The following is a 17,924-nucleotide window of genomic DNA, read 5'->3' as shown; positions in this document are numbered from 1 at the left end:
AGGGATCTCCAGACGTTGCAGGTGTGTCGCAACATAGGTGCAGGCATGCGGCGTGCACCGGCCCGGACTACACGTTCCAGATCACATCCTCTGTGATCGACATCACAGCGGCACGACCAACGCAACGCCCGGCCCATCACGAAAGGCGCGATCGCGGCGGTTTTCCCCTGCCGTCGGTGCTGGCGTCGATCCTGCCGTCAGTCCTCGCGGTCAGTCCTGCGCGGAAGGGCTGTTCGCGGCGGTGGTCTCCGGTGCCGGCGGCTCCGGCCGGTCGGCGTCCGGGTACCAGTAGCGCGCGGCATCAGCGCCGCGGTCGATCAGGACGAAGTTGTCGGCGAAGACCCGGTAGGGATGGCTCCACTCGCCGTCCGGCCACTGGACGCGGATCTCCGCCCGCTCGGCGGTGCCGAGGCCGACATGGACGAAGCCGGAGGTGCCCGACGCATGGCCGCCGCCGACCCGGATCGTGCGGTTGAGCGTCTTCGCGCCGATCTTGACGGCGAGCTTGGCGCCGACGGCGTCGCGGTTGGCGCCGGTCTGCGCCAGCTTCACCGCGACGAAGTTGCCGAGCGGCCGCGTGCCGAAGCCGGACCGGCCGCCGAGATTGCGGAACAGGCTCGCCTTTTCGCCGCGATTGACGACGAGGAGATCCGTCGCGCCGTCGAGGTTGAAGTCGGCGATCAGCGCGCCGCGCCCCTTGGTCGGCAGGGCGATGCCCGCTTCCTGCCCGACCTCGGTGAAGCGCCCGTCGAAGCCGCCCATCAGGAGATTGTCCGGGTCGTCGGCGGCGAAATCCGGCATTGCCTCGACATTGCCCTTGGCGATGAAGAGATCGAGGGCGGTGTCGTTGTTGAAGTCGGCAAAGCCGGCGTGCCAGCCGGTGGAGGGCTTGCCGGCGTCCCTGACATAGGGCCGATGGGCGGTGGCGCCGCGCTCATAGGCCTCGTCGCGATAGGTCGGCGCGTCCTCGAATTCGCGGTCGAGGAACTGCAGCTTGGTGTCGCCCATGGAGGTCAGCGCGTAGTCGGGATAGCCGTCATTGTCGACGTCGCCCTCGGCGATGCCCATGCCCCAGATCGACAGGTGCTGCCAGCCGTCGGCCTTGCGGTAGGGCCGCGGCGCCCGGCCCGGCTCGATGCGCCAGAGCTGCTCCGCGCCGCCGCGGTAATATTGCCGGTCGTTGGTGATGCGCAAGCTGGGCTCGCCGGAGCGGTTCCAGTCGGTGAACAGCATGGAGAGGGCGCAGTGGCCGGGCGACAGCGCGAAGGGCTCGGAATAGTCCGGCCCGGCCATCGGCGCGGCTTTGGCGCCCGCGACGGGCTTACCTCTAACAGGCTCGGCCGCCGATCCCTCCCCGGCCTGCGGCTTCCTCGGACGCAGCAGCACGTTGTCGGCGCAGGTGCCCCAGGGCGAGCCCGGCGCGGCACGGTCGACATAGTTGCCGAAGGCGAGCGTCGGATGGGTCCCGCCCGGCTCGAAGATCGCCGAGAAGGCCGTCGTCCAGGCCCGGCCGCCGTCGAACTTCCAGGCGAAGTTCGCCTTCTCGAACCGGCACTCGGCCAAGCCCTTCAGGAGGATGTTGCCGCCGACGCGCAAGAGCACGAGGTCCTGCCGCCCGTCCTGGTCGATGTCGAGGGGATAGGCGCCGGTGACGTTCTGAAGATCCTTCGGGTCGAGATCCTGCGGCACGATCTCGAAGGCGAGCCGGCCGCCGGCGCGCGACCGGTTGGCGTAGACCGTCGCCTCGCTCTTGCCGCCGGCGAGGAAGACGTCCGGGAAGCGGTCGTCGTTGCAGTCGAAGGCGGCACCGCCACCGCCGACGAAGAACTCCCACGGCCCGGTGTAGCTGTGGTCGATGCCGGCGGATTCGGCCTCTTCATGGAGGATGGGGATGTCGCCGGCGAAGGGCTTTGACGCGGTGTCTTCGGCGAGGGCGGGGGTGGCGAGGAAAAGGGCGGCGAGGATGTGCAGAAGGGGGCGCGCGAGTTTGGCTGGAAGGCCGAAGGGGGTCTGCGGCACATCCATCCGCGCGCCGGGGCAAAGTCTCATCATCCCGCTCACTCCCCCACCCGCAGCGTCTTCAGAAAGGCGATCAGCGCCGACCGGTCGGCCTCGGCGAGCGCGGCGTAGCCGCGGCCGCTTTCCTCCGCCTCGGCCCCGTGGGCGCGGATCACCTCGTCCAGCGTCGTCATGTCGCCGCGATGGCCGTAGGGCGCGGTGTCGGCGAGGCCCCAGAGCTCGGCGGTGACGAAGACGTCGCGCTCGACGAAGCGCTGGGCCAGCGTCTCGTTGCCCAGCGCCGGCGTGCGGCTGTCGGCGATGCGGTGGCGCTTCAGGTCGCCGAACAGCGGCACCATGACCTCGCCCTTTTCGTTGCGCGGCAGGCGCTTCGCCCATTCCAGCGTCGAAAGGTCGTAGTGCGCCGGCGCGGCGACGTCGCCCGCACGCAGCGTTCCCGCCATGTCGAAGGAGCCGGGATCGGCGAAGACGAGGCTCGTCAGCGGCAGCGCCGGGCGATGGCAGCTCTCGCAGCCGAGCTCGGCGAACATTTTTCGCCCGCGTTCCGCAGCAGCGGCCCAGGCTTCGTCCTCGGGCGCCTCCTCGCGCGGCGGCGCCAGCGTCGCCTGGAAGGCGACCAGCGCCGAGATCTCGCCGGCACCCAGTTCGCCCGCATGGCCGTCGCCGTCGAAATCGGCCGTGCCGGTCCAGCGGGTGCCCCAGCGCTCGTCGGCCTGCATGCCGTGATGCTGGTTCATGGCGTTGACGGTGAACTGCCGGAGCGAGGTCATCACGCCCTTCTGGGTGAAGGGCCGCAGGACCAGATCGTCGTCGACGCCGGACAGTTCGGACAGGTCCACCGAGCCGTCGGGAAAGGCGGTGAGGCGGCCGAAGTCGACGCCCTTCGACGACAGGCCGGCGCGGACTTCGCGCCCCTCGTCCCGCGCCCGCCGCAGCGCCGCGCGGCGCTGGGCGGCGAGATCGACGCTCATCTCGCGGGCGAGAAGCTCGATCAGGCCGGCGCCGAAGAGGTGGTTGGTGCCCCGCTCGTTGGAAAACTGGGCGTCGAGCGTGTCGAACTCCGCGCTCTCGAAGCCTTCCGAGACGAAGGCATTGGCGACGAAGCCGCCGGCCCCGCCGGTCACCGGCTCGTTGTGGCAGGACGAGCAGGCATTGGCGTCCGGCCCCGCCAGCCGCTGGAAGGGCTGCTCGGCCGGGCGGCGGCTGGCGGTCGGGACGATCGCCTGGGTGGCGTTGGGCCGCCCTGCCCCGTCGAGCACGGTGAACCGCGCCTCGAACAGCGCGCGGCCCTTCTCCGCCAGTTCCTTAAGCGCCGCGCCGGCGATCGGTCCCGACACCTCGGCGGGGTCGATCCGCTGCTTGATCGCCTTCTCGCTCCAGGCCGGCTCGCCGGCCCGTGCCGCCATGGCAGGCATGGCGCAAAGAAGGGCTGCCGCAATGCCGAGAACTGCCGTTGCATTCACCATCAGGCCGCCTCCGTCGCGTCTGCCGTCGAGCGTGAAAACTCCCCGTCGAGCGCGGCCAGCGCATGGGCCGTCGCCGCGTCGAAAACCAGGGCATCGGTATCTTCCATGAGAATCAGCGGGGCGTCGGCGCCGAGCCCCTCGACCGCGCTCTCGAAAATTCCCTGGCGGATGGCCGGCTCGAGCAGGTCGATGGCCTTTGCGCCCGACCCGGTGAGGACGATGGGCAGGGGATCGATCATGGCGAAGACCCGGCCGAGCCCGTAGCCGATGGCGTTGCCGGCCTCCGCGAAGGCGACCCGCGCGGCGGCGTCGCCGCGGCGCGCCGCCTCGGCGAGCCGGGCCATGTCCGCGTCGGGGATCCGGTGCGCGGGAATCTGGTCGCTGCCCGTCGCGCGCCGCCAGATGGCGTAATCCCCCGCATAGGCCTCGACGCAGCCGCGATTGCCGCAGCGGCAGAGTGCCCCGCCCGGCACGTGGTTGATATGGCCGAATTCGACCGCCGAGGAATGCTTGCCCTGGAAGGTCACGCCATTGATCCTCAGCCCCATGCCGACGCCGAAGCCGACGAACAGCGTCGCAAAATCGAGGCCGGTGAAGTCCGGCCGCCAGCGAAACGCTTCCGGCATCAGCGAGCAGTCGTTGAGGACGCTGACCTCGGCCGCAAGGCGGGCGGCCAGCGGCGCGGCGATCTCGATGTCGCGATGCCGCAGCGCCGGCGACCAGACGATGCCGGACAGGTCGCTGCGGGTCTTGCCCTGGACGGCGACGACGACCTTGTCGAGGCGAAGCGCTCGCCCGCTTCCCCTTGCCGGATCGAAGGCTTCGTCGGCACGGCGCCCGATGCCGGCACGCGCCACGAGTTCGCCGGCAAGCTCGGCCAGAAGGGCGACCATCTGCTCGCCGCTCCGACCCGAAATGTCGACCTCGTGCCGCACCTCGGCCAGCGGGCGGCCTGCATAGTCGCTGATCCGGCCGGAAATCTCGCCGACGGCAATCTTCAGGGCCGCCACATGCGCGGCCCCGCCGCAAAGCGCCAGGCTCTTGCCCGGACGCCCTCGCCGGATCGAGCGGTCGTCTTCCTCGACCTCCTCCAGAAGGTCGATCTTGAGCAGCGTGCCGGAGATCGCCGACGAGGCCGAGACCGAAAGACCGGTCGCCTCGCTCACCGCCTTGCGGGTGGTCACGCCGACCCGCCTCAGATGATCGAGCACCGCCAGCCGATTGTGCGCACGCACCGTGTCGGCGTCGGTTTTCGCCAGCATGCTCAATGCGTTTCTCCTCCCGGCCACCTCCGCGCTCTTCGGCACGTTCGGTGGCATGCGCACCCAAGTTGACATGGATCACAATTGCTGTCACCATTTTTTCCGAGGCTTGGAAAAAGTCTCGGCCGGCGCCACGTCGCCGGGCTCCGTGACGCAAGGGCGCCATGGGCGCCAGGGGAGGAAAATTCATGAAGACGCTGAAATTCGCGCTTGCCGGCGCGATGTTCTCGATGGCTGCGCTGAGCAGCGGGGCCGCCATTGCCCAGGACGTCACGGTCGGCGTGTCCTGGTCGAACTTCCAGGAGGAGCGCTGGAAGACCGACGAGGCCGCGATCAAGGCCGCGCTCGAGGCCGCCGGCGCCAAGTACATTTCCGCCGACGCCCAGTCCTCGGCCGCCAAGCAGCTGACCGACGTCGAGTCGCTGATCAGCCAGGGCGCCACCGCCCTGATCATCCTGGCGCAGGATTCCGCCGCCATCGGCCCGGCCGTCCAGACCGCCGTCAACAACGGCATCCCGGTCGTCGGCTACGACCGGCTGATCGAGAACAAGGACGCCTTCTACATCACCTTCGACAACAAGGAAGTCGGCCGCATCCAGGCCCGCGAGGTCCAGAAGGTCAAGCCGGAAGGCAACTACGCCTTCATCAAGGGCTCCTCGTCCGATCCGAACGCCGATTTCCTGTTCTCCGGCCAGATGGAAGTCCTGAAGGACGCCATCGATAGCGGCAAGATCAAGAATGTCGGCGAGGCCTATACGGACGGCTGGCTGCCGGCCAACGCCCAGCAGAACATGGAACAGATCCTGACCGCCAACAACAACAACGTCGACGCGGTCGTCGCCTCCAACGACGGCACCGCCGGCGGCGCCATCGCGGCGCTGGAAGCCCAGGGTCTCGCCGGCACCGTGCCGGTCTCCGGCCAGGACGCCGACCAGGCGGCGCTGAACCGCATCGCCCGCGGCACCCAGACCGTCTCGGTCTGGAAGGATTCCCGCGAACTCGGCAAGCGCGCCGCGGAGATCGCCCTCGAGCTCGCCTCCGGCAAGGCGATGGGCGAGGTGTCCGGCGCCGAGGAGTTCGAGAGCCCGAACGGCCTGAAGCTGGAGTCGATCTTCCTGACCCCGGTGGCGATCACCAAGGACAACCTGCAGACCATCATCGACGCCGGCTGGGTGTCGAAGGAGACGGTCTGCCAGGGCGTCGAGCCGGGTTCGGTTCCGGCCTGCAGCTAAGCCTCAGGGGCTTTCGAGACCGATGGCCGTGGCGCGATGCCGCGGCCATTTTTCGACCGGGGCGGTCTCGACCGCCGCCAACAACTGGGCCATGCTGCCGCCAAGGCAGGCAGCGATGGTCCGACCGACGAGCCGGCGATCCGGCTTCAACCAGAACACGACCCCGCAAGCTGCGACGAGACGGCGCCGAGCGCCTCCGCACGGCTTGCGCAAAGGGAGGCGGCATTGAGCGAGGCGACCTCGGAATCGTCCCTGACCAAGCCCGCACCGACGATCAACGCGGGCGGCGGCTTCAAGGGATTCTTGCGCGCGACGGAAATCGACACGCGCATGCTCGGCATGATCGGCGCGCTGCTGGTCATCTGGGTGGGCTTCCACATCCTGTCGGGCGGCACCTTCCTGACACCCCGCAACCTGTGGAACCTGTCGGTCCAGACCGCCTCGGTGGGCGTCATGGCGACGGGCATGGTGCTGGTCATCGTCACCCGCAACATCGATCTTTCGGTCGGCTCGATCCTCGGCGTCACCGGCATGGTGATGGCGGTCGCGCAGACCCAGTACATCACGCCGTTGCTCGGCTATGATTCCAGCCTGGTCTGGATCGCGACGCTGGCCATCGGCCTCGTCTGCGGCCTCCTGATCGGCGGCCTGCAGGGCTATGTCATCGCCTATCTCGGCGTTCCGGCCTTCATCGTCACGCTGGGCGGCCTCCTGGTCTGGCGCGGCGCGGCCTGGTGGGTTGCGTCGGGCCGCACGATCCCGCTCACCGACGACAACTTCAAGCTTCTGGGCGGCGGCTCGGACGGTTCGATCGGCGCCACCTGGAGCTGGGTGGTCGCAGCGGTCGCCATCCTCTTTCTCCTCGCCGCGGCCTATGGCGCGCGCCAGCAGCGCAAGAAGTTCCGCTTCGCCATCAAGCCGATCTGGGCGGAAGCCGTCACGCTCGGCCTCGCCCTCGTCGCCGTCATCGGCGCGACGGTCATCGTCAATTCCTATTTCCTGCCAGGCCCGCTCGCCCGCCGCTATGCCGAGGCGAACGGCCTCACCGTGCCCGAAGGCGGCCTCGAGATCTCCTTCGGCTATGCGATCCCGGTGCTCCTGTTCATCGGCGTCGGCATCGTGATGACCTTCATTTCGCGGCGCACCCGCTTCGGCCGCTACGTCTTTGCGATCGGCGGCAATCCCGAGGCGGCCGAACTCGCCGGCATCAACACCAAGCGCGTCACCATGATGGTGTTCATGCTGATGGGCATGCTCGCCGCCATCGCCGCGGCGATCTCCACCGCACGGCTGTCCTCGGCGACCAACGCCCAGGGCACGCTGGACGAGCTCTACACCATCGCCGCCGCGGTCATTGGCGGCACCTCGCTCGCCGGCGGCGCCGGCACGATCTTCGGCGCCATGCTCGGCGCCCTGGTCATGCAGAGCCTGCAGTCGGGCATGGTGCTCCTCGGCATGGACACGCCGCTGCAGAACATCGTCGTCGGCGCGGTCCTCGTCGTCGCCGTCTGGCTCGACACCATCTACCGCAGGAGGGCGGCATGAGCACCACGATGGACGCCATCACCGACCACGGCCCGGCGCATCACCATTCCACCGTCGACCGCTCGGGCACGCCGCTCATCGACATGCGCGAGATCTCGATCGCCTTCGGCGGCATCCATGCCGTCGACCAGGCCTCGATCGATCTCTTTCCCGGCGAGGTCGTCGCCCTGCTCGGCCATAACGGCGCCGGCAAGTCGACGCTGATCAAGATCCTGTCCGGCGCCTACAAGCGCGACTCGGGCGAGATCTTCGTGCGCGGCGAGAAGGCCGCGATCGCCAATCCGCGCGACGCGAAAGCCTACGGGATCGAGACGATCTACCAGACGCTGGCTCTGGCGGACAATGTCGACGCCGCCGCCAACCTGTTCCTCGGCCGCGAGATCCTGACCGCCTGGGGCACGCTGGACGACGCGGCGATGGAGGCGGAAGCCCGCAAGGTGATGGGGCGGCTGAACCCCAACTTCCGCCGCTTTAAGGAGCCGGTGAAGGCGCTCTCCGGTGGCCAGCGCCAGTCGGTGGCGATCGCCCGGGCGATCCTCTTCAACGCCAAGATCCTGATCATGGACGAGCCGACCGCCGCGCTCGGCCCGCAGGAGACGGCGCAGGTCGCCGAGCTGATCAAGGAGTTGAAGAAGGAAGACATCGGCATCTTCCTGATCAGCCACGACATCCACGACGTCTTCGACCTGTCGGACCGGGTGGTGGTGATGAAGAACGGCCAGGTCGTCGGCACCGCGAGGACCGAGGACGTCACCAAGGACGAAGTGCTCGGCATGATCATCCTCGGCAAGTGCCCGGCCGGCGCGACGCCCGGTCCGGGGGCGATGAAGGAATAGCCGGCGGCGGCGATCCTCCTCCGGCAGCATCTGCGAAAAGCCCGGCCGAAACGCCGGGCTTTTTTGTCCCCTTCCTCCCGCAACGGGCCGATTGGCAGATCCGAGGCTGGCCAGCCTCCCCGTCTGTCCGGCCTCAGAAGATGAAGTCGTTGGCGTCGAGATCGGCGATGTTGGCGGACAGGATGGTGATGGTGTTGGCGCCGTCGGTGATCACCGCATTCGCCCCCACCTGGGTGAGATGGTTCGCCGTCAGGTCGGCAAAGCTGGTGATGGCCGTCACCGCCACGAGGCTGATCTTCTCGGCATTGTTGAACTCGTCGAAATCGGTGATCGTGTCCTTGCCGAAGCCGTCGGCGAAGATGAAGGTGTCGGCGTTAAAGTCGCCGGTGAGCGTATCGTCGCCGGCCCCGCCGGTGATCTTGTCGAAGCCGGCAAAGCCGCGGATCACGTCGGCGCCGGTGCCGCCGTCCAAGGTGTTGCCGCCGCCGCCGCCGAAGAGCGTGTCGTCGCCGGCGCCACCATTGAGCCCGATAGTCGTTTCGGAGCCGGTGAGGCTGTCATTGCCGCCGCCGCCGGTGGCGTTCTCGATCGAGAACAGCCGGTCAAGGCCGATCTCCGTGCCGAGCGCGTAGTTCAGGCCGAAGTTCAGCCGGATGTCGCCCGAGGCGAGGAGGTAGTTGACGGTATCGTTGCCGGCGCCGCCATTGTAGGTGTCGGCGATGGCGTCGGTATCGGCGAAGAAGCGATCGTTGCCGGCCTCGCCGAAGATGAGGTCGTTGCCGCCGCCGCCATAGAAGGTGTCGTGGTCGTCGCCGCCGAGGAAGCGATCGGACAGCGAGCCGCCGCGAAAGATGTCGTTGCCGGCGCCGCCGGCGATGTCGCCGGAGACGGTGCCGGAGCCGAGCATCGTGAAGGTGTCGGCACCGCCGCCGAGATCGACGACCCCGAGGATCGTGCCGGAGTTGACGATCGTGTCGGCGCCGGTGCCGAGGGTGACATTGCCTTTCGTCGTGCCGGAGTTGGTGAAGGCAAGGGCATGGGAGGTGTATCCCAGGACGGCACCGGATGTGCCGCCGAGAATCGTGCCGTCGTTGATGAGAGTCGAGACATCTGACGGTGCTCCGTCAAAGCTGTATGCCAAGTTTGCGCCCTGCAACGTGCCGCCGGCGATGACGTTAATGGTGTTCGATCCGCTGTCGTAGATCCCCGTACCTCCGGCGTTCACATGTCCGCCGATTGTCGAGCTGTTACCCGACCCGCCGAGTTGGAGTCCTAACAGGTTTGCGTCGATGAGACCGTCGACGACAAACCGATTGCCATTCGCGCCCGCCGGCGCATAGAATCCATAGCTGCCGAAGATCGACCCCGTGTTCGTCAGAACGACACGGTCATCGCCGTTGACTTGTACGCCGTCGTTGTTCTCCGCGATGAGCATTCCAGCAACGTTGATGACAGCGTTGGCATTGGTTGCTGTGACGCGGATGGCGTCGTTGAACGAGTTGCCGTCGGATTCGATGTATACGTAAGGGAGGACGAAGAATGGGCCGTTCACGACGTTGGCATCACTGATGACAAGGCCGACACTCTGGCTGCTTGAAACAATGGTTGTCATGGGGCGTTCCTGAAGAGGCGAGGTGGGGGAATGACCGCAGCCTCCTGGGCGGTCGCACAATCGATCTTCGGAATTCTGGCGGAAATTTGGATTGCTCCCTTACGGAAACGAGTGCTTCATACCGCAGCGCAGTCTATAGGGCACCGCGGTGCATGTCGGCGCCCTCGATCAGGGGCAGGAGGCAGCTGTCATACAGTTGAGCGCCCGCATGGCGCATGAGAACCGAAAGCAGATGCTGCAGCGAGCGCTGAGGTGGGGGGCGGCGCGATCTGCTCAGACGCGATCCCACCTGGCGGGGGATGATTCGACGCCTGCTTCAGGAGCGACAGGCCGGCGTCGGTCCATCGGATTGTGACGAGTGGGCTGAGATCCACGCTCAGTGCTTGAATTGATTACCCTATCGCGGAGATCGCTCTGAAGCGCCGCGCGGGCAACCTGTCGACCCTGGCATGACCAATGCCCGTCACTGATCCATCGTCGCCGGGGGGCCGCTGGCGTTCAGCAACCTGTCACGAAGATAGTGATGAGCGAGCCGGCGATGCCGGTCTAAGGATTTCCGACAAGCCGTAGAACAAACCTTCCCGGTGTGGCGGATGCTTCAGGAGGGAACCAACGCGACGTCGTGTGGCCTGTTGACGACTTGATCCGGATCGGAGGGCCCTTGCGCAATTTTGCACAGGGTCCTCCATTGGTCAGCAACGGGAGCCCGAAGCATTGCGGCTACATCGTCTGGGCCGCCATCCCCCGGGACCAGTTTCCGCAATTCAGATGATGAAGTCGTTGGCGTCGAGGTCGGCGAGGTTGACGTTGAGGAGGGTGATGGTGTTGACGCCGTCGGTGATGACGGCGTTGGCCCCCACCTGGGTCAGGTGGTTGAGCTGGAGGTCGGTGAAGTCGGTGATGGCGGTGACGCCGGCGAGGTTGATCTTCTCGGCGTTGTTGAGCTCGTCGAAGTCGGTGATCGTGTCCTTGCCGAAGCCGTCGGCGAAGATGAAGGTGTCGGCGTTGAAGTCGCCGGTGAGCGAGTCGTCGCCGGCCCCGCCGGTGATCTTGTCGAAGCCGGCGAAGCCGCGGATCACGTCGGCGCCGTCGCCGCCGTCGAGGATGTTGTTGCCGGTGCCGCCGAAGAGCGTGTCGTCGCCGGCGCCGCCGGCCAGCGTGATCGTCGTGTCGGAGCCGGTGAGGCTGTCATTGCCGGCGCCGCCGGCGGCGTTCTCGATGGCGAACAGCCGGTCGACGCCGATATCGGCGCCGAGCGCGTAGTTCAGGCCGAAGTTCAGCCGGATGTCGCCCGAGGCGAGGAGATAGTTGACGGTGTCGCTGCCGTCGCCGCCATTGTAGGTGTCGGCGATGGCGTCGGTATCGGCGAAGAACCGGTCGTTGCCGGCCTCGCCGAAGAGGAGGTCGTTGCCGCCGCCACCATAGAAGGTGTCGTTGTCGTCGCCGCCGAGGAAGCGATCGGACAGATCGCCGCCGCGAAAGATGTCGTTGCCGGCGCCGCCGGCGATGTCGCCGGTGACGGTGCCGGAGCCGAGCATCGTGAAGGTATCCACTCCGCCGCCGAGATCGACGGCTCCGAGGATCGTGCCGGAGTTGACGATCGTGTCGGCGCCGGTGCCGAGGGTCACGTCACCGTCCGTCAGGCCGGCATTGGTGAAGGCGAGCGCCGCATCACCGGACGAATTGACGACGGCGCCTGTCGTGCCGCCGAGGATCGTCCCGTGATTGACGAGGGTCGATTGGGTGCCGAGATTTCCACCGAACGCATAGGCCACGCTTGCGCCCTCGAGCACGCCACCGTCCGTGATGCGAACGGTGTTGTCGTTGCCGCTGCTGTTGTTGACGCCAGCGCTGCCACCCATGACGTGGCCGCCGATCGTCACGCTGTTGCCCGAATTGCCCGAGCCCAACAGGATGGCGTCGACCGTCGCGTCGATGAGACCGTCGACGACGAAGACGTTGCTTCCGTCCCCGCCCGGGGCGAAGAACCCGTAGCTGCCGAAGATCGAGCCGGTCGACGTGAGGACGACGCGGTCGCCGCCATTGACCGAAACGCCGTCGTCGCCGGCGATCAGCATGCCGGCGACGTTGATGACGGCATTGCCGGTGGTCGCCGTGACGCGGATCGCGTCGCCGCCCGATCCGGCGTCGGACTGGATGGAAACGTTCGGCAGGACATAGAACGGGCCGCTCGCGACATTGACATCGGTGATGTTCAGGCCGACGGCCTGGCTGGTGGAGATGACGGTGGTCATGAAGATTTTCCCTTGGGAGGCGAGGGAAGATGGGGCCGCAGCCTCATGCGGCGCGCCGTATTTGACGCAAAGTAAGGCTTTCTCGTGGCCACAAATCGACTCGATCCGGAGTCTTTTATCCGCACGATGCTCATGCAGTCACAATATTGGGAAACACTGATCGAATAGAATGGCTTGCCATGTCGCATATGCCGTCCCGCAGCAAGAGTCTCTGGAGCAGATCTCCGCCCTTGCCTTTCCAGCCCCGGCAAGAAGGGCGGACGCAAGAACGGACGGATCGCAGGCCCCCCTCGCAGCCCCCCCTCGCAGGCCCCTCGCAAGCCATGACTTACGAAGCCTGGGCGATCACATGGCAGTCGAGGGATTCAACCGCCTGCGGCGAGCCGGGCGACCAGCCGCTCCCGCCCCATCAGCGGCAGCAGGGGGGCCGAGCAGCGAAACCGACCTCGCCATCACGGCACCATCCCAGCAGCTGTTGCTCAAGCCCATGGATGCCACGGCCGGAACGACAGGACTGGTGACGGATCCGCACACAGTCGGGGAGGCCGGCGATCCGCCGGCCTCCTTGGCTCTCGGTCCGCATCGATGTCTCAGAAGATGAAGTCGTTGGCGTCGAGATCGGCGAGATTGACGTTGAGGAGGGTGATGGTGTTGGCGCCGTCAATGATGATGGCGTCGGCGCTCACCTGGGTTATGTGGCTGGCCGCCAGGTCGGCGAAGTCGGTGATGGAGGTCACGCCGGCGAGGTTGATCTTCTCGGCGTTGTTGAACTCGTCGAAGTCGGTGATCGTGTCCTTGCCGAAGCCGTCGGCGAAGATGAAGGTGTCGGCGTTGAAGTCGCCGGTGAGCGTATCGTCGCCGGCCCCGCCGGTGATCTTGTCGAAGCCGGCAAAGCCGCGGATCACGTCGGCGCCGTCGCCGCCGTCGAGAGTGTTGTTGCCGGTGCCGCCGAGCAGCGTGTCGTCGCCGGCGCCGCCACCGAGCGCGATGGTCGTGTCGGAGCCGGTGAGGCTGTCGTTGCCGGCCCCGCCGGCGGCGTTCTCGATCGAGAACAGCCGGTCGACGCCGATATCGGCGCCGAGCGCGTAGTTCAGGGCGAAGTTCAGCCTGATCCCGGCCGAGGCGAGGAGATAGTTGACGGTGTCGTTGCCGTCGCCGCCATTGTAGGTGTCGGCGATGGCGTCGGTATCGGCGAAGAAGCGATCGTTGCCGGCCTCGCCGAAGAGCAGGTCGTTGCCGCCGCCGCCATAGAAGGTGTCGTTGTCGTCGCCGCCGAGGAAGCGATCGGACACATCGGCGCCGCGAAAGACGTCGTTGCCGGCGCCGCCGGCAATGTCGCCGGTGACGGTGCCGGAGCCGAGCATCCGGAACACGTCCGCGCCGGCGCCGAGGTCGACGTTGCCGGAGATCTTGCCGGAGTTGACGATGCTGTCGGCGCCGCCGGCGAGACCGACATTGCCGGAGATGACCCCGGAGTTGACGATGCTGTCGGCGCCGTCGACGAGCGTGACATTGCCCTGTGTCATGCCCGAATTGGTGAACACGAGAGATGAACCTGGGGGACCCGCAATGGCGCCGGTCGAACCTCCGACCAAAGTGCCGTCATTCACGAGGGTCGAGGTGTCGCTCGACAGGCCGACGAGACGATATCCGATGTCCCACCCCTGGACGACGCCGCCCGCCGTGATGTGCACAGAGTTGGACGCCCCGTCGGCTATGCCGTACTGAGCCGAGACATGACCGCTGATCGTCGCGGTGTTGTTCGAGCTTGCGAACAGGATGCCCTCATAGTCGGCGGCGATGGTTCCGGCGACGATGAAGTGGTTTCCCCCGCCGGTGCCGGACGCATACAGCCCGTAATTGCTGACGATCGAGCCGGTGCTCGTCAGGACGACACGGTCACCGCCATTGACCAGCACGCCGTCGTCATCGGCGATCAGCCAGCCGCCGACAGTGATCACGGCATTGTCTATCGTCGCGCTCACGTAGATCGCGTCACCGGACGACCCGATATCGGATTGGATGTACACGTTCGGCAGGACGATGAACGATCCATTCCCGATAGTGGCGTCGGTGATGGCCAGGCCGCGGGTCTGGCTGTTGGAGATGACGGTGGTCACGGAGGCGTCCTCGCGAGGCAACACAGGGGATCGAAGCCGCAGCCTCGGGGCGGCCCAGCATGACGCTACGCTAAGTTGGCCTTTGTTGCTGCTGCCGTGTTGAAGATTTCTGCTATATCAGACGCCGGAGAAGCCGCTCCCGGCCGATCAGCGGCAAGAGGGGGCCGAGCTCCGGGCCGTGATCGAGGCCGGTGATCGCCCGGCGCAGCGGCAGGAACAGCGCCTTGCCCTTGGCGCCGGTCTCGGCCTTGATCGCGGCGGTCCACGTCCTGAACGTCTCCGGCCCGATCTCGCCATCCGGCAGGAGCCGGAGCGCCGCGGCGCGGAACGCGGCCTCCGCCGCGTCTTCCGGTGCCGGAACCACCATGTCGCCGAAGACGATCTCGGCCCAACCCTTCGCGTCCGCCACCTTGTCGCAGTTGGCACGGACGGCCTGCCAGAAGGTTTCGGCATCCTCGTCGCGCCCCCCCATCGCCGCCAGCCGGCCGCGAACGGCCTCGCAGGGCAGCCCATGGACGATCTCGCGGTTCAGCCGGTCGAGCTCGGCGGGATCGAATTTCGAGGCGGACGGGGAGACGGCCGCAAAATCCAGTCGCGCGCCGAGGGCACCCAGATCGGCCATCGGCTCGATCGAGCCGGACATGCCGACGAGGACGGCGAGGGAGGCGACCGCCATCGGCTCGTAGCCCTCCTCGCGCAGCGTCTCCAGCGACAGCGCGCCTGAGCGCTTCGACAGCCCCTCCCCGCCGACGGTGGTCAGGAGATTGTGGTGGCCGAAGCGCGGGACGCTCGCCGCGAGAGCCGAGAAGATCGCCGCCTGCACGGCCGTGTTGGTCACGTGGTCGTCGCCGCGGATGACATGGGTGACGCCGGTCTCCGCGTCGTCGACCACCGAGGGCAGCGTATAGAGATAGCTGCCGTCCTCGCGGATCAGCACCGGATCCGACAGCGAGGCGAGATCGATCACCGTCTCGCCGCGGATGAGGTCGTCGAAGACGATGTCGGTCCGCTGCGGCGCAAACGGATCAGCGCCGAAATTCGGCAGGAGGAAGCGCCAGTGCGGCCTCCGCCCCTCCGCCTCCAGCGCCGCGCGCTCGGCATGGGAGAGCCTCAGCGCCTCGCGGCCATAGACCGGCGGCAGGCCGCGGGCGGCAAGGCGCTTGCGCTTGCGGTCGAGTTCGTCCGGCGTCTCGTAGCAGGGATAGAGAAGGCCGGCGGCCTTCAGCTTCTCGGCCGCGGCGTCGTAGAGAGGAATGCGGTCGGACTGGCGGATGGTCTTGTGGGGCGAAATGCCGATCCAGGCGAGGTCCGTCGCGATCAGATCGGCGAACTCTCGTTTCGAGCGCTCCCTGTCGGTGTCGTCGAAGCGCAGGATGAAGGAGCCCTCTTCCCGGACCGCGAACAGCCAGTTGAACAGCGCGGTGCGCAGGTTGCCGATGTGGAGCCGGCCGGTGGGCGACGGGGCGAAGCGGAGGATGGCGGTCATGGGCTCGGGCCTACACCAAAGCGGCAGCGGCCGGAAGGTCGGGGCGACGTTGCTCCCCGCGTCGTCGTTCTCGGGCTCCGTCCCTACCGCATTCACACATCTTGTCGGGGTCTTCGTCGGCCGTTCGTGCTGGCGGCAACGGAGCCTGATGAAGGTCGTGGAGATTGGAGCTTCGTCATCCCGGGCTTGACCCGGGATGACGAAGCTCTGTTGCTTTGGCCGGTTCTGCGACGTCGAACCGGAGAACAGGCGGCCGCTCGTTCGTGTTCGAAAGGAGATGCGATCCCGGAATTCTCGGCACGTGGGCCGAGAATGACGACGCTTCGATGTCGGCCCCTGCCGCTTGCGCGTTCCGGCGGCGGGAGACGGAGCGCCCCGTGCCCTCACCGTTCCCGCGGCTGCGGATCGACGCGGTCGATGCCGCGCTCGGTCGGAACGCCGGCGTGGTCGTGCAGCCCCTGCGCCCGGGAAACCGCCGCCCGATGGCGCAGCGCGACCATCGCCATCACCACCGAGATCGCCACGCAATAGAGCCCCATCGCGCCGATCTGCAGCGGATAGGAGACGCCGCGGTCGATCAGGACACCGGTGACGCCCGGCCCCAGCGCCGAGGCGAGCACCATGAGGGCCACCGTCACCGAGCGCACCGAGCCGAGATGCTTGGTGCCGTAGAGCTCCGGCCAGAGCGCACCGAGGAGGGTCGAGGAAAAGCCGTTGGAAATGCCGAGCAGGACCATGAAGACGAAGATCGACGCCGTCGCGGTGACGCCGAAGACGACGAAGCAGGCAAGCGCCATCGGGACCAGGAAGAACGGCAGGAGCCGCACCGCCGAGAAGCGATCCACCAGCCCGCCGCAGACCAGCGCGAAGACCACGGTGGTCGCCGACATGACGGCAAACCCCGCCGCGAAGACCTCGATCGACCAGCCGCGCAGCTCCGTCAGATAGACCTGGTGGAAGAACAGCGTCGTGCCGATGAAGGGCGGCGCCAGGACGGCGGTGGAGACCAGCCAGAAGGTCGGCGAACGCACCACCTCGGCCAGCGTCCAGTCAGGCACGTCCGGCCGGCGCTTCGACTGCGGCTCGGACTGCGGGTCGCGGTCCTTCAGCATCGTGAAGGCGACGACCGGCAGGGCGACGACGAGGAGAAACGCGCCGCAGGCAAGCCAGGTGCCGCGCCAGCCGAGGGCGCCCGCGACGAGGACGAAGACCAGCGGAAACAGCCCGGTGCCGACATGGAAGCCCAGCGAGATGATCGCCATCGCCCGGCCCCGGTTGGCCGCGAACCAGCGGCCGGTGGCGGTCATCGCCGTCTCGGTCATCATCCCCTGACCGAAGAGGCGCAGGAGATAGAGCGACAGGAGGAGCAAGGGCAGGCTGGCGGCGAACGACATCACCGCGGTCGCCAGCGCCAGGCAGAGGACGGTGACGACCGCCACCTGCCAGGCCTTGAAGCGGTCGAGCGTCCAGCCGAGAGCGGGGAGCGTCGCCGCGCTCGCCAGCGTCGCCGCCATGTAGATCAGCCCGAAATCGCCGTTCGACAGATCGAATTCCCGGCGGATGTCGCCGTTGGAGAGCGAGATGTAGAAGGTCTGCCCGAAGGACGAGAAGAAGCAGAGCAGGAATCCGCCGGCCAGCCAGCGGGCATTCCGGCCCATGAAGGTGAGGAAGTCCATGATGAATCCGGTGGGGCGGAAAAAGGCGTCGCCGTCAGGAGAGGATCGGGTTGCTTAGCATTGGATGGGTGAGAGGGTAAACGGGCGCGGGCGCCGGTCATCGATAGGAAGCGGCTGCCGCAAACCGCAAGCCCCTCATCCTGAGGTGCCGCCGCAGGCGGCCTCGAAGGACGAGGGGCGACCGCCGCTCACCGGTTGTTTCGCGATGGTTCGAGGATCCGCTGCGGAGGCATCCCCCTCGCCCTTCGAGGCTCGCCCGGCCTTCGACCGGCCGAGCACCTCAGGATGAGGGGTGTCGCGGTCGAATAGGCAGCCTTCGGGGCCGCAGATTGATCTTCCGGCGGAACCCGCTATGTTCAACAAATTCCTGTTCCGTTGAACGAGGCACCAGATGGCAAAGAAGAGCCGCTCGGCG

11 protein-coding genes are annotated in these 17,924 nt (G+C 67.2%); 3 read left to right on the top strand and 8 right to left on the bottom strand.

Annotated elements, in window-relative coordinates; translation table 11 throughout:
* Positions 1–210: 210 nt before the first annotated feature.
* From ATO4_RS09495 to ATO4_RS09485, 3 genes are read right to left on the bottom strand one after another with little or no spacing between them, the layout of a single operon-like run.
* Positions 211–2,052 carry a CRTAC1 family protein gene (locus tag ATO4_RS09495; protein ID WP_245308660.1) on the bottom strand — a complete coding sequence of 614 codons (1,842 nt, stop codon included), beginning with the start codon at positions 2,050–2,052 and terminating at the stop codon, positions 211–213.
* A 5-nt stretch (positions 2,053–2,057) separates the two neighbouring features.
* Complete coding sequence (locus ATO4_RS09490; protein WP_083591283.1) at positions 2,058–3,485, bottom strand: di-heme oxidoredictase family protein; 1,428 nt, start codon at positions 3,483–3,485, stop codon at positions 2,058–2,060.
* On the bottom strand, positions 3,485–4,747 hold the full coding sequence (locus ATO4_RS09485) for an ROK family protein (protein WP_245308659.1): 1,263 nt from the start codon (positions 4,745–4,747) through the stop codon (positions 3,485–3,487). Before ATO4_RS09485 ends, ATO4_RS09490 begins: the two co-directional genes overlap by 1 nt.
* Before the next feature lie 188 nt (positions 4,748–4,935).
* On the opposite strand from ATO4_RS09485, the gene xylF reads away from it, so the two are divergent.
* The 3 genes from xylF (at position 4,936) to ATO4_RS09470 (ending at position 8,360) form a co-directional block, all read left to right on the top strand.
* On the top strand, positions 4,936–5,979 hold the full coding sequence (gene xylF / locus ATO4_RS09480) for a D-xylose ABC transporter substrate-binding protein (RefSeq protein WP_083591281.1): 1,044 nt from the start codon (positions 4,936–4,938) through the stop codon (positions 5,977–5,979).
* Positions 5,980–6,309: 330 nt separating this feature from the next.
* The gene (locus tag ATO4_RS09475; RefSeq protein WP_139802364.1) at positions 6,310–7,524 is read left to right on the top strand and encodes a sugar ABC transporter permease; all 1,215 of its coding nucleotides are present in this window, start codon (positions 6,310–6,312) and stop codon (positions 7,522–7,524) included.
* 8 nt (positions 7,525–7,532) lie between these two features.
* Complete coding sequence (locus ATO4_RS09470) at positions 7,533–8,360, top strand: ATP-binding cassette domain-containing protein (protein ID WP_139802363.1); 828 nt, start codon at positions 7,533–7,535, stop codon at positions 8,358–8,360.
* A 133-nt stretch (positions 8,361–8,493) separates the two neighbouring features.
* Here the strand turns inward: ATO4_RS09470 and ATO4_RS09465 are convergent, their stop codons facing one another.
* The 5 genes from ATO4_RS09465 to ATO4_RS09445 all read right to left on the bottom strand — a co-directional run bounded on the left by ATO4_RS09465 (position 8,494) and on the right by ATO4_RS09445 (position 17,509).
* Positions 8,494–9,501 (bottom strand): calcium-binding protein, encoded by a 1,008-nt coding sequence (locus tag ATO4_RS09465; protein ID WP_139802355.1) that lies wholly within the window; start codon positions 9,499–9,501, stop codon positions 8,494–8,496.
* 1,235 nt (positions 9,502–10,736) lie between these two features.
* Positions 10,737–12,227, bottom strand: coding sequence for a calcium-binding protein (locus ATO4_RS09460; protein ID WP_083591277.1), 1,491 nt, complete (start codon positions 12,225–12,227; stop codon positions 10,737–10,739).
* Positions 12,228–12,817: 590 nt separating this feature from the next.
* Positions 12,818–14,347, bottom strand: coding sequence for a calcium-binding protein (locus ATO4_RS09455; RefSeq protein ID WP_139802354.1), 1,530 nt, complete (start codon positions 14,345–14,347; stop codon positions 12,818–12,820).
* A gap of 112 nt (positions 14,348–14,459) precedes the next feature.
* Positions 14,460–15,833 (bottom strand): glutamate--tRNA ligase, encoded by a 1,374-nt coding sequence (gene gltX, locus ATO4_RS09450; protein ID WP_083591275.1) that lies wholly within the window; start codon positions 15,831–15,833, stop codon positions 14,460–14,462.
* Between the two features lie 383 nt (positions 15,834–16,216).
* On the bottom strand, positions 16,217–17,509 hold the full coding sequence (locus ATO4_RS09445; RefSeq protein WP_083591274.1) for an MFS transporter: 1,293 nt from the start codon (positions 17,507–17,509) through the stop codon (positions 16,217–16,219).
* Between the last annotated feature and the right edge of the window lie 415 nt (positions 17,510–17,924).

Origin of the sequence: Aurantimonas sp. 22II-16-19i (assembly GCF_002088275.1) — a bacterium.
Taxonomy (GTDB): domain Bacteria; phylum Pseudomonadota; class Alphaproteobacteria; order Rhizobiales; family Rhizobiaceae; genus Jiella.
Note: the sequence above shows the minus strand (reverse complement) of the source record. Positions and strands in the feature narration are given on the sequence as shown.

Bases quoted from the DNA above. Each gene is read 5' to 3' on its own strand.
- xylF (WP_083591281.1), top strand. From the start codon at position 4,936: ATGAAGACGCTGAAATTCGCGCTTGCCGGCGCGATGTTCTCGATGGCT.
- ATO4_RS09495 (WP_245308660.1), bottom strand. From the start codon at position 2,052: ATGATGAGACTTTGCCCCGGCGCGCGGATGGATGTGCCGCAGACCCCC.
- ATO4_RS09460 (WP_083591277.1), bottom strand. From the start codon at position 12,227: ATGACCACCGTCATCTCCACCAGCCAGGCCGTCGGCCTGAACATCACC.
- ATO4_RS09475 (WP_139802364.1), top strand. From the start codon at position 6,310: ATGCTCGGCATGATCGGCGCGCTGCTGGTCATCTGGGTGGGCTTCCAC.
- ATO4_RS09470 (WP_139802363.1), top strand. From the start codon at position 7,533: ATGGACGCCATCACCGACCACGGCCCGGCGCATCACCATTCCACCGTC.
- ATO4_RS09485 (WP_245308659.1), bottom strand. From the start codon at position 4,747: ATGCTGGCGAAAACCGACGCCGACACGGTGCGTGCGCACAATCGGCTG.
- ATO4_RS09490 (WP_083591283.1), bottom strand. From the start codon at position 3,485: ATGGTGAATGCAACGGCAGTTCTCGGCATTGCGGCAGCCCTTCTTTGC.
- gltX (WP_083591275.1), bottom strand. From the start codon at position 15,833: ATGACCGCCATCCTCCGCTTCGCCCCGTCGCCCACCGGCCGGCTCCAC.
- ATO4_RS09445 (WP_083591274.1), bottom strand. From the start codon at position 17,509: ATGGACTTCCTCACCTTCATGGGCCGGAATGCCCGCTGGCTGGCCGGC.